Origin of the sequence: Corynebacterium gottingense (assembly GCF_007559235.1) — a bacterium.
In the GTDB taxonomy this organism is placed as follows: domain Bacteria; phylum Actinomycetota; class Actinomycetes; order Mycobacteriales; family Mycobacteriaceae; genus Corynebacterium; species Corynebacterium gottingense.
In genome coordinates, this window is record NZ_VMHH01000001.1 from 239,453 (window position 1) to 251,319 (window position 11,867).

Sequence of the window (11,867 nt, forward strand, 5' to 3'; positions counted from 1 at the left end):
GATGAAGAAGGATCCAGACAATACGGACGCGCCAAGCCCACTGAGCCCACTGAGCAAGGACGAGCTGTACCGCCAGCTCGACTCGGTGCCGATCAACCAGGAGCGCCGGTTCCGGCGGCGGCTTTCCAAGGCCAAGGCGCCGCAGGCGCTCGCCGCGATCGGGGCGGACATTGCGGAGGCGGCGCGTGGCGTCGAGAAGCGAAATGCCCTCGTGCCCGCCATCGAGTACCCTGACCAGCTGCCCGTTTCCGCGCGGCGCGACGACATCATGGAGCTGATCCGCGACAACCAGGTCGTGATCATCGCTGGCGAGACGGGCTCGGGCAAGACCACGCAGATTCCGAAAATGCTGCTGGAGATGGGGCGCGGGCGACGCGGGCTGATCGGACACACGCAGCCGCGCAGGATCGCGGCGCGCACGGTGGCCGAGCGCATCGCCGACGAGCTGGGGCAAACGATTGGCCAAACCGTCGGCTACGCCATCCGCTTCGACGACAAGGTGTCGGACTCTACCGCCGTGAAGCTGATGACGGACGGCATCCTCCTCGCGGAGATGCAGCGCGACCGTTTTCTCAACGCCTACGACACGATCATCATCGATGAGGCCCACGAGCGCAGCCTGAACATCGATTTCCTCCTCGGATACCTCAAGCGGCTCCTGCCGAAGCGGCCGGACCTCAAAGTCATTGTCACCTCGGCGACGATCGACCCGGAGCGCTTCGCCGCGCACTTCGCGGCCGCAGACGGCACGCCCGCGCCAATCATCGAGGTCTCGGGCCGCACCTACCCGGTGGAGATCCGTTACCGGCCGCTCGTCGAGCAAGTGGAGACGAAGTCGGGCACGAAAGACGTGGACATCGACATGATTGACGGCGTCGTCGATGCCTGCAAGGAGCTCATGGGCGAGGGCAAGGGCGACATCCTCTGCTTCTTCTCATCAGAGCGCGACATCCGCGACTGCATGGAGGCGCTGGAGAAGCAGCACTGGCGCGGCGTGGAGGTCGTGCCGCTGTTCGGGCGCCTCTCCAACGCGGAGCAACACCGCGTGTTTTCCCCGCACTCCGGCCGCCGCATCGTGCTGGCCACCAACATCGCGGAGACCTCGCTGACCGTGCCGGGGATCCACTACGTGGTGGATACCGGGCTGGCCCGTATCTCTCGCTACTCCACCCGCACGAAGGTACAGCGCCTGCCCATCGAGGAGGTTTCGCAGGCCAGCGCGAACCAGCGATCGGGCCGCTCCGGACGTACCGCCGACGGCATTGCCATCCGCCTGTACTCGGAGGAAAACTTCGAGGCGCGGCCCGAGTTCACCGACCCGGAAATCCTGCGCACCAACCTGGCCAGCGTCATCCTGCAAATGATTTTGCTGCGCCTCGGCGACATTTCCGAGTTCCCGTTTATCCAGCCGCCGGACCACAAGGCAGTGCGCGACGGTCTCCTGCTCCTCCACGAGCTGGGTGCGATCACCGACAAGGAGCGCGGCGGCGCACCCGTCTTGACGGACATCGGCCGCGACCTCGCGCGCATCCCCGTCGACCCGCGCATGGCGCGCATGCTCGTCGAGGCCAACACCCTCGGCGTACTCGATCGCGTCACCGTGATCGTCGCCGGCATGACCATCCAGGACGTGCGCGAACGCCCCCTGGAGTACCAAGCACAGGCTGATCAGGCGCACGCACGCTTCAAGGACAAGACGTCCGACTTCCTCTCCGTGCTCAAGCTCTGGGACTACATCAACGAGTCCCGCGACGAGCTGTCGGGCAACGCGTTCCGCAAACGGATGAAGCGCGAGTTCCTGCACTACATGCGCATCCGCGAGTGGTATGACCTGGTGCGGCAGCTGCGGGATGTGGAAAAGCAGTTGGGGTGGATTGTGCGGGCGTCGCAAAGCACTCAAGCCGACGGCGAAGCAGACGCAGACGCCGTGCACAAATCGCTGCTCACGGGCCTGCTGTCAAACATTGGCGCGCGCGACGGCAACTCAAAGGAGTTCCAGGGCGCGCGCGGCACCCGCTTCCTCGTCTTCCCCGGCTCGAGCCTGAGCAAGAAGCCGCCGGAGTTCCTCATGGCCGCGGAACTGGTGGAGACCTCGCGGCTGTGGGCCCGCGACGTGGCCAAGATCGAGCCGCAGTGGGTGGAACGCGCCGCGAAAGACCTGCTCAAACACAGCTATTCCGAACCGGTGTGGTCGCGCAAGCGCTCCGCGGCGATGGTGCACCAGAAGTCAATGCTTTACGGCGTCACGATTGTGCGCGACCGGCTCGTTCCGTACCACAAGGTGGATCCGGAGGCGGCGCGCAGCATGTTCATCCGGCACGCGCTGCTGGAGGGCGATTGGAACCGCCACCACACGTTCATCGAGCACAACGACGCCCTGCTCGCGGAAGCCTCCGAGGTAGAGGAAAAGGTCCGCCGCCGTGGCCTCGTGGTCGATGAGGACACGCTGTTCGAGTTTTACAACGCCAAGCTGCCCGCCGACGTGACCACCGCGCGGCACTTCGACTCCTGGTGGAAGAAGCAGCGCCGCACAGACAAGCACTTCCTCGACTTCGACCCGGAAACGCTGCTTGACGACACCGGCACCGACACCTCAGCCACCGCCTTCCCCGAGACCTGGCGACAGGGATCGATCAACTACGACCTGCGCTACAAGTTCGAGCCCGGCGACCCGTTCGATGGCGTCACGGTCGAGGTCCCGGTCCCGCTGCTCGCAGGCCTGAGCCCGGACGGCTTCGATTGGCTTGTGCCGGGGCTGCGCGAGGAGCTCATCACCGAGCTCATCCGCTCGCTCCCCAAGGCCATTCGCACCACCGTCGTCCCCGCGCCTGACTTCGCGCAGCGCGCCCTGCCCCTCCTCGAGGACGGGCAGCCGCTTGTCGACGCCCTCGCGTCCGCCCTCCAGTCACTGGGGGCCTCCGGGGTCAACGGGACAGACTTCTCGCCGACTCGACTCCCGGCGCACCTGATTATGACGTATGCCGCGATTGACAAGCGCGGCAAGGTCGTCGACCACGACAAGGACCTTGCCGCGCTGAAGAAGCGACAGGCGGGTAAGATCCGCTCGTCTGTGTCGAAGGCGAGCCGGGCAGCGGAGTCCAAAGCCGTGGCGAAGTGGACGGCGGACTCCCTGGGCGAGGTGCCGGCGACGGTGCAAACCACCATTGATGGCAATAGCGTCGACGCGTTCCCCGCGCTGGAGGCTACCCGCGACGGCGTGCGCGTCACGGTCTTCCCAACGAAGGCTGCCGCGGACGCGTCGATGATCACCGCGACCCTCACGCTGCTGATCCGCGAGATTTCGGTGTCTGCGCAGCAGATGACCAAGGGGTTGCCGCTGCGGCAGAAGGTGGCGGTGGACCAGTACCCGCACGGTGGCGCGAAGGGGCTCGTGGAGGATGCGCGGGTGGCCGCGATTCGCGACCTGATGATGCAGCACGGCGGCCCCGTGCGTACTCCGGAGGAGTTTTCGGCGCTCGTGGCCAAGGTGTCGCCAGAAGTTCCTGGCGCGGTGCGGCGCATGGTGGTGGGCATCGCCCCTGGGCTCGTCGCGTACGCGAACATGGCGCAGGAGCTGTCGCAATGGGAAGGTCCCGCGATTGATGACATGCGTTCGCAGCTCGAGTTTTACCTCCCCCGCAACGCGTTGACCAGGCACGGACTGACCCACCTCCAGCACATGCCGCGCTACATCGAGGCTATCCGGATTCGCCTTGAGGACATGCGCGTGGATCCCGACCGCGATGCGGACCGGCAGGCAATTGTCGACGGCGCGAAGTCGTACCTTGCCGCCAAGTTGGCCAAGCTCCCCGCCGGGCGGGAAAAGACTCGCGCCTACAAGGACGTGTTGTGGAGGATTGAGGAACTGCGCGTGAGCGTCTTCGCGCAGCGCCTTGGCACGCCGAAGCCGGTCAGCGCGCGGCGCATTGAGAAGATGGTAGACAAGCTGACCTAGCGGCGTGAGCTACAGACTCAACCGGCTCAGAAGTCCTCTTTGTCGCGCCGTCGCATCAGACGAATCTCTGATTCGAAGTCGTCGGCGCTCTCGAACGACTTGTACACGGACGCGAAGCGCAGGTAGGCGACCTCGTCAAGCGCGCGGAGCGGTTCGAGCACCGCGAGGCCGATTTCGTGCGCGGGGATCTGTGAGCTGCCGTGGGAGCGCACGATCTCCTCGACCTGTTGCGCGAGTCGTTTGAGCGCGTCGTCCGACACGTCGCGCCCCTGGCAGGCACGCCGCACGCCGACGATGAGCTTGTCACGGTCAAACGGCTCGCTGATCCCGTTGCGCTTCACCACCGTCAGCACTGCCTTTTCCACGGTGGTGAATCGCCCCCCACATTCGGTGCACTCACGACGCCGGCGGATTGCTGATCCTCCTTCAATGATGCGGGAGTCCATCACGCGCGAATGATCGTTGTGGCAAAACGGACAGTACATTGCAGGCTCCCGCTCCTCGCTGTTCTGGGTACGCCCCGGGGACGTGCTCCCGGGCTTGCCTCCTCAATGTACCGTCCCCCGTGCCGCCTCCCTTAGCGGGCGCCAGCGACGTATTGGGCGGAGACTTGGTGGCTCATCGACGCGGTGTCGTCCGAGAACGCACCGCCCACGATCGACCCGATCACCAGCGCGGCGCTCAAGCCCAGTCCCACGAGCACGCTCTCGCGCTTTTCGCGGTGGGATTCGAACCGATCGTCCGCTCGGTCTGGCCACTGCGCCGGATCACCCCTCCCCACATCAACGGCCATTATCGAACTACTGAGCGTTCGAACATGCTCAGCCCCACACCGCCGAACACCACGGGTTTCAATGTCCCACTCGTCAGCACGAGCCGGCATGGAAGCCACCTCGAAGCGAGTAGTAGAAGCACCGTAAGTACCATTTTGCATCATCGTCATGAGTTCATTCCTTTCACGTTCACCGCAATCTTACGAACCGAACCAACACTGTCGAACGGAATACCGTTCAGGCGTTCGATGTCGGCCGCATGTTCGATTTATAGCAGCCGCACCAGTACTTGTCTAGCGGGCGGGTTAGGAACTCGAACATGTTTGCCCGATCTGGTAGGTTGTGCAGTGCGTAGTTAGCGCGAATACACTCACACACAGTCACCACCAAAGGAGCACCTCATGGCCCGCAAGAAGGCTGATGCCAAGGATTTGGACATCTCGACACTGTCTGATCGTCAGCGGCGAATTTTGGAAGTAATTCGGGACGCCGTCGTCCTTCGCGGCTACCCGCCAAGCATTCGCGAGATCGGCGACGCAGCTGGGTTGCAGTCCACCTCGTCCGTCGCCTACCAGCTCAAAGAGCTTGAAAAGAAGGGCTTCCTGCGCCGCGACCCGAACAAGCCTCGCGCGGTCGACTTGCGCCATCTCCCCGACGCACCCGGCAAGAAGCCGAAGCCGAGCACGGACACAAACGTGCCGGAGGATGCGTCGACTCCGCGCTACATCCCAGTGGTCGGCCAGATTGCCGCCGGGTCGCCGATCCTCGCAGAGGAGAACGTGACGAGCTACTACCCGATGCCGGAGGATCTTCTCGGCGACGGCGACCTGTTCATGTTGCAGGTCGTCGGCGAGTCGATGCGCGATGCCGGCATCCTCCCCGGCGACTGGGTCGTCGTTCGCTCCCAGCCCGTGGCAGAGGAGGGAGAGTTCGTCGCAGCCCTGCTCGACGGCGAGGCGACGGTGAAGGAGTTCCACAAGGATTCCAGCGGCGTGTGGCTCCTCCCCCACAACGATGCCTACTCGCCTATTGACGGCACCAATGCGGAAATCATGGGACGCGTCGTCTCCGTGTTCCGCACCATGTAGCACCTCCACCCTGAACACACGCCCGCAGCGATCCCTCGCGCGGGCGTTTTGCTTGTTTGTAGCTCACCTCCGCTTATCACCTTCAACCACTGTGACGATTTCCGGATATGTGGCGGGTGCTGCCCCCGCTTCGGGGGAGTCGGGCACAACAACAACCAATCGGGCACCAATCAATGCGACAATGACAGGTATACGTTTTCCCGTCTTACATCCCGACATACTGAAGGAGCGCCGTGTACGCAGAAGAACGCCGGCGACAAATTGCCTCCCTCACTGCGGTTGAAGGTCGAGTCAATGTCACTGAGCTGGCCGAAAAGTTTGGAGTCACCGCGGAGACGATCCGTCGCGACCTGGCTGTGCTCAATGATGAGGGCATTGTCCACCGCGTGCACGGTGGCGCCGTAGCGAGCCAATCCTTTCTCACCACCGAGTTTCCGCTTGAAGCCCGCTATCGCGCCGCGTCCACGGCCAAGATGGCGATCGCCCGTGCAGCGCTCCAATTCCTCCCGGACCGGCCGGACCGATCTCTCTTCCTCGACTCTGGCACAACCATCAATGGTCTGGCCGAGATTATTGCCAAGCACCCCTCGGCCAAAGATTGGCACATCGTGACCAACTCGCTGCCCACCTCCCTCGACCTGGCAAGCGCGGGTTTGGAAAATGTGCAGCTACTGGGTGGAACCGTTCGTGCGATCACCCAAGCGGTCGTCGGAGACATCGCGCTTCGCTCCATCGCCATTCTGCGCGCCGACGTCGCCTTCATTGGCACCAACGCATTGACCATTGATCACGGGCTCTCCACGGCCGACCCCCAAGAGGCCGCGATCAAGAAGGCGATGGTCACAAACGCGCACAAGGTGGTGGCGATGTGCGACTCGACCAAGCTCGGAAACGACTACCTGGTGAGCTTCGCCCGCCTGAGCGAAGTCGATGTGCTGGTGACCGACTCGGAGGCGCCAAAGTCCTTCATCGATGAACTCGTCGCACACGGCGTCGACGTCATTACCGCGTCCGAGTAAGCCCGTTTTCCCCCTCACTCGTGTGAGATCGCTTCCGAATGGTTGAAAAATCACACCCATTCGGACATACTTGGGGGGTGGCGCTTAGTGCCCGGCATCGCCAACAGACTCGCTGCGTAGGGGCGCTCTCGTGCCTCACCCCACTACATCAACAGTAGGGAGCGAATCCATGATCATCACGTTAACGCCGAACCCGAGCATCGACGCCACACTCAACGTCGATGCCGTGGCGCGCGGCGAAGTGGTCCGCGCCACCGATGCCAGACGCGAAGCCGGGGGTAAAGGCATCAACGTCGCCAACGCTGTTGCGCTGACTGGCAAGGACACCCTCGCGATCGCGCCGTGTGGACCACACGACCCATTCATCAGCGCTGTCGAGCGCGCGCGCATCCCGTTCGCACCAGTGCCCATCCAGGGCAACGTGCGCACGAACACTGCGCTCACCGAGCCGGACGGCACCACCACCAAGATCAACGAGCGTGGTGCCGAGTTGTCGGGCGAGGAGCAGCGTGGCGTCGAAAAGCAACTGCTCAACCACGCACGAAACGCCGACGCTGCAGTGCTGGCTGGTTCGCTGCCGCCTGGTGCGGCGCCGGACTGGTACGCCGAGCTTGTCGCTTCCCTGCGCAAGGCTTCGCCGGATCTTGTCATTGCTGTGGACACGTCGGATGCGCCGCTGCAGGCGCTCGGGCGCAAGCTCGACGGTGCGGCACCGACCATCATGAAACCGAATTCGTTCGAGCTGGCCCAGCTCACCGGCGCGGACGGGCACGAGCTCGAGGCCGCCGCCGAGCGCGGCGAGTACGATGCCATCATCGCCGCAGCGCGCGCCCTCGTGAAACGAGGTGTGCAGGAGGTGCTGGTCACGCTCGGTGGCGCCGGCGCGTGCCTGGTCACGGCCAACGGCGCGTGGGCGGCCTCCGCTCCCCCGATCACCGTTCGCTCCACCGTTGGCGCGGGCGACAGCTCGCTCGCCGGCTACGTGATGGCGCGAGTCGAGGGCCTCGAGCCCGCGGATTGCCTCCGCCGGGCCGTGGCCTACGGCTCGGCCGCTGCCTCGATGCCGGGCACGGGGATTCCTTCCCCGTCCGACCTGGACGTCGAGCGCACCAAAGTCTTCAGTCTTTCCAACTAATTCAATACCCATATCCTTCGCTACAGAGTAGGAACTCCTATGAACTCCCCACTCATCACACCTGACCTGGTCAGGCTGGACGTGGACTTCGGCTCCTCGCCCGCGGACGTCATCCAACACCTTGCCGGGCTCATAGAAGCCACCGGGCGCGCGACCGACGCAGGCCCCATCGCTGAAGCGGCGACTGCCCGCGAAGCGAAGGCCGGCACCGGTGTCAACGGCCGTGTGGCCATCCCGCACTGCCGCGTCGCTACGGTCAACGAGCCCACCCTTGCCTTCGCGCGCCTGTCCAATCCGGTTGATTTCTCCGGCCCCGACGGCGATGCCGAGCTGGTCTTCCTCATCGGCGCCCCCGAGGGCGGCGGCAAGGAACACCTGAAAATCCTGTCCAAGCTGGCCCGCGCGCTGGTCCGCGGTGACTTTGTGGAGAAGCTTCGCAACGCCAGCACCGGGCAGGAGCTTGTTGACGCAGTGCTGGAGGTCGTCAACGCCGAACCGAAAAAGAAGAAGCCGAAACCGGCCACGACCGATGGCGCCGCAGCCGCCGGCAGCACGGCCGTCACCGCGGGCGCTGCAGGTACCTCGGACGATTCCGGCGCGAAGCAGGACGTCATCCGCATCGCTGCGGTCACCTCGTGTGCGACCGGCATTGCCCACACCTACATGGCGGCTGACGCGCTCACCCAGGCAGCCGAAAAGCGCGATAACGTCGAGCTCATTGTGGAGCCGCAGGGGTCGTCCGGCGGGGACCCGCTCGAGCAGTCCTTCATTGATAGCGCCGACGCAGTCATCTTTGCCCACGACGTGGCCGTGCGAAACAAGGGCCGCTTTGCCGGCAAGCCGGTCGTGGACTCCCCGGTCAAGCGCGGCGTGAACGAACCGGACGCGATGATCGACGAGGCCATCGCCGCGGCGAAGGACCCGAAGGCCCCTCGCGTCGCGGCTGCCTCCGAGTCAGCCGGCGAGGACTCCGCAACCGGTTCCTCCGGCGAAAGCTGGCCGAAGCGCCTGCAGCAGGCGATCATGACCGGCGTGTCCTACATGGTGCCGTTCGTCGCCGCGGGCGGTCTCCTGCTCGCGCTCGGCTTCCTGCTCGGCGGCTACGACATGGCCAACGGCTGGCAGGCGCTGGTCACCCAGTTCACGCCGTGGGATCTGCCGGGCCACGAGGTGACGGTTGACGGTGTCACGGCAACCTTTGAGCGCTCCGGGTGGGCGCTCTACCTCGGCGCCGTGCTCTATGCCACGGGCCAGATGGGCATGCAGTTCGTCGTGCCGGCCCTCTCCGGCTACATCGGCTACGGCTTGGCCGGGCGCCCCGGTATCGCACCGGGCTTCATCGGCGGCGCCATCTCCGTCATGGTCGGTGCCGGCTTCATCGGCGGCCTGGTCACCGGCCTGCTCGCCGGCGTGATCGCGTACTGGATCCAGACCTGGAAGGTGCCGCGCTGGCTCGGCTCGCTCATGCCGGTGGTGATCATCCCGCTGCTCACCTCCCTCATCGTCGGCCTGTTGATGTTCCTCCTGCTGGGTCGCCCGCTCGAGGCGCTCATGCTGGGGCTGACCGACTGGCTGTCGTCCATGACGGGGTCGTCGGCAGTACTGCTTGGCATCATCATCGGCCTGATGATGTGCTTTGACCTTGGTGGCCCGGTGAACAAGGCGGCGTACCTGTTCGGTACCGCGGGCCTGTCCGCGGGCACGGACGCCAGCTTCGAGATCATGGCGACCGTCATGATCGCCGGCATGGTGCCGCCAATCGCGCTGTCCATCGCGACCTTCCTGCGCAAGGAGCTGTTCACTCCGGCCGAGCAGGAGAACGGCAAGTCCGCGTGGCTCCTGGGCCTGTCCTTCGTCTCGGAGGGCGCGATCCCGTTCGCAGCAGCTGACCCGTTCCGCGTCATCCCCGCGATGATGCTGGGTGGCGCTACCGCGGGCGCGGTCTCCATGGGCCTGGGCGTGGGATGCCAGGCGCCGCACGGCGGCGTGTTTGTCATCTTCGCCTACGACCCGTGGTGGGGCATGGTGATCGCGCTGGCCGCGGGCGTACTCGTGGCCACGTTGGCCGTAATTGCCATCAAGCGTTTCTGGCCCAACAAGGAAATCCAGAAGGCCGCTGTTGACAAGGCTGCGCAGGAAAACACCGCTTCGGCGGGCGCGCAGCAGGTAGCGGCATAACCAACCCGGTGCCTACACTGGTACCCAATAAATCAGCACTCAACCAAAGTATTTTCGAAAGGACCTCATTATGGCTTCCAAGACCGTCAAGGTTGGCTCCACCGTCGGACTGCACGCACGCCCGGCAACGATCATCTCCGACGCCGCAGGCGAGTTTGATGACGAGATCATCCTGACCCTCGTCGGTGGCGACGAGGACGACGAGACCGACGCCGCGTCCTCCCTCATGATTATGGCGATGGGCGCGGAGCACGGCGACGAGGTCACCGTCACCTCCGACAACGCCGACGCCGTTGAGAAGATCGCCGCGCTGATCGAGCAGAACCTCGACGAGGAGTAGCCTCCCCGCGATCGCACAACTTAAGGCCCCTGGCACCTTCCCAGTGAAGGTCCAGGGGCTCTTTCGTGCTTATCGACGCCCCCGTAATCCCCTCCTTACCGGTACTGGCCCTCCCCGACCGAGTTGTACAGCCACCGCATGAGTGGGTAGCCGACGATGATGCCCACAGACCCGATGGCGATCCCCTCGAGCGTCACGGAGCCGACGGTGAAGGACAGGTTGCCAATGCCCACGATCAGCGCGACCGCGGCGGCAGTGAGGTTGACCGGGTTGGTGAAGTCCACGTTGTTGTCCTGCCAGATGCGCACGCCCAGCATGCCGATGAGCCCATACAGGACCAGGCACGCGCCGCCGAGAACGCCGACGGGAATCGTGAAGATGATGGCGCCGAACTTGGGCACGAACGCCAGTGCGATGGCAAAGCACGCTGCCACCCAGTACGCCGCCGTGGAGTACACCTTCGTCGCCGCCATCACGCCGATGTTTTCCGCGTACGTGGTCGTTCCGGAGCCGCCGAAACCGCCGGCGAGGGTGGTGGCAATGCCGTCGCCGATAAGTGCCCTGCCCTGCAGGTCATCCAGGTCTCGGTGGGTCATCTCGGAGACCGCCTTGACGTGCCCGACGTTTTCGGCGATGAGCACCACCATCACGGGCAGCGTGACCAGGATGGCAGAAAGGTGGAATTCCGGCGAGTGGAACTGCGGCAGGCCGATAAGGGGCGCGGCGGCGATGGTGTCCAGGGCGTCGTCGGCAAGCCCGCCCGTGGCTGCGGCGTAGGCCCAGCCCACGATCACGCCGATCAGGATGCTCAGGCGCGAGATCATCCCGCGGGTCGCCACGGTGATCAGCACGATCGCCGCGAGGGTCACGCCAGCGACGGCCGGCTGTGCTTGGACGTTGCTCACCGCGGTCGGCGCGAGGTTGAAGCCGATGAGGGCGACGATAGCGCCGGTGACGGTGGGCGGCATGACCGCGTCGATCACGCGCTTGCCGGCCACGTGCACGACCGCGCCGACGGCGATGAGGAGCAAGCCTGTCACCAGCACCCCGCCCAGCTGCGCGCCGATGCCGTACTGCTGGGAGGCGGACAGCGGCGCGATGAAGGCGAACGAGGAGCCAAGGTAGCTGGGCAGCCTGTTCTGGGTGATGAGCAGGAAGAGGATCGTGCCCAAACCTGAAAAGAGCAGTGTCGTGTTGACGGGGAACCCGGTCAGGGTCGGCACGAGCAGGGTCGCGCCGAACATGGCCACGACGTGTTGCATGCCGATGCCGATGGTGCGCGGCCAGCTCAGCCGTTCGTCGGGTGCGACGACGGCACCGGGTTTCACGGTGCGGCCGTCGCCGTGCAGGGACCAACCGTATGAAGTATTCACGCCTGG

9 protein-coding genes are annotated in these 11,867 nt (G+C 64.9%); 6 read left to right on the forward strand and 3 right to left on the reverse strand.

The window, feature by feature from the left end; all coding sequences use genetic code 11:
- The first annotated feature begins 1 nt into the window (after position 1).
- The gene (gene hrpA / locus FPH17_RS01170) at positions 2 to 3,955 is read left to right on the forward strand and encodes an ATP-dependent RNA helicase HrpA (RefSeq protein ID WP_154878370.1); all 3,954 of its coding nucleotides are present in this window, start codon (positions 2 to 4) and stop codon (positions 3,953 to 3,955) included.
- A gap of 26 nt (positions 3,956 to 3,981) precedes the next feature.
- Here hrpA and nrdR read toward each other — a convergent pair whose 3' ends face one another.
- Complete coding sequence (nrdR, locus tag FPH17_RS01175; RefSeq protein ID WP_095277238.1) at positions 3,982 to 4,440, reverse strand: transcriptional regulator NrdR; 459 nt, start codon at positions 4,438 to 4,440, stop codon at positions 3,982 to 3,984.
- A gap of 92 nt (positions 4,441 to 4,532) precedes the next feature.
- Entirely contained in the window at positions 4,533 to 4,748 is a 216-nt protein-coding gene (locus FPH17_RS01180; RefSeq protein WP_133063988.1) for a hypothetical protein, read from the reverse strand.
- Positions 4,749 to 5,129: 381 nt separating this feature from the next.
- Here FPH17_RS01180 and lexA point away from each other — a divergent pair, with 381 nt between their 5' ends.
- The 5 genes from lexA (at position 5,130) to FPH17_RS01205 (ending at position 10,488) form a co-directional block, all read left to right on the forward strand.
- Complete coding sequence (gene lexA / locus FPH17_RS01185; RefSeq protein WP_095277243.1) at positions 5,130 to 5,816, forward strand: transcriptional repressor LexA; 687 nt, start codon at positions 5,130 to 5,132, stop codon at positions 5,814 to 5,816.
- A gap of 233 nt (positions 5,817 to 6,049) precedes the next feature.
- The gene (locus FPH17_RS01190; protein WP_095277246.1) at positions 6,050 to 6,835 is read left to right on the forward strand and encodes a transcriptional regulator SugR; all 786 of its coding nucleotides are present in this window, start codon (positions 6,050 to 6,052) and stop codon (positions 6,833 to 6,835) included.
- A 169-nt stretch (positions 6,836 to 7,004) separates the two neighbouring features.
- Positions 7,005 to 7,970 carry a 1-phosphofructokinase family hexose kinase gene (locus tag FPH17_RS01195; protein ID WP_154878371.1) on the forward strand — a complete coding sequence of 322 codons (966 nt, stop codon included), beginning with the start codon at positions 7,005 to 7,007 and terminating at the stop codon, positions 7,968 to 7,970.
- A 39-nt stretch (positions 7,971 to 8,009) separates the two neighbouring features.
- Positions 8,010 to 10,148 (forward strand): PTS fructose transporter subunit IIABC, encoded by a 2,139-nt coding sequence (locus FPH17_RS01200; protein WP_154878372.1) that lies wholly within the window; start codon positions 8,010 to 8,012, stop codon positions 10,146 to 10,148.
- A gap of 70 nt (positions 10,149 to 10,218) precedes the next feature.
- Positions 10,219 to 10,488: an HPr family phosphocarrier protein gene (locus FPH17_RS01205; RefSeq protein WP_144717199.1), complete on the forward strand. Its 270-nt coding sequence runs from the start codon at positions 10,219 to 10,221 to the stop codon at positions 10,486 to 10,488.
- A gap of 95 nt (positions 10,489 to 10,583) precedes the next feature.
- Here FPH17_RS01205 and FPH17_RS01210 read toward each other — a convergent pair whose 3' ends face one another.
- On the reverse strand, positions 10,584 to 11,861 hold the full coding sequence (locus FPH17_RS01210; protein WP_095547131.1) for a uracil-xanthine permease family protein: 1,278 nt from the start codon (positions 11,859 to 11,861) through the stop codon (positions 10,584 to 10,586).
- Positions 11,862 to 11,867 lie beyond the last annotated feature (6 nt).

Bases quoted from the DNA above. Each gene is read 5' to 3' on its own strand.
- hrpA (WP_154878370.1), top strand. From the start codon at position 2: ATGAAGAAGGATCCAGACAATACGGACGCGCCAAGCCCACTGAGCCCA.
- nrdR (WP_095277238.1), bottom strand. From the start codon at position 4,440: ATGTACTGTCCGTTTTGCCACAACGATCATTCGCGCGTGATGGACTCC.
- FPH17_RS01180 (WP_133063988.1), bottom strand. From the start codon at position 4,748: ATGGCCGTTGATGTGGGGAGGGGTGATCCGGCGCAGTGGCCAGACCGA.
- lexA (WP_095277243.1), top strand. From the start codon at position 5,130: ATGGCCCGCAAGAAGGCTGATGCCAAGGATTTGGACATCTCGACACTG.
- FPH17_RS01195 (WP_154878371.1), top strand. From the start codon at position 7,005: ATGATCATCACGTTAACGCCGAACCCGAGCATCGACGCCACACTCAAC.
- FPH17_RS01200 (WP_154878372.1), top strand. From the start codon at position 8,010: ATGAACTCCCCACTCATCACACCTGACCTGGTCAGGCTGGACGTGGAC.
- FPH17_RS01205 (WP_144717199.1), top strand. From the start codon at position 10,219: ATGGCTTCCAAGACCGTCAAGGTTGGCTCCACCGTCGGACTGCACGCA.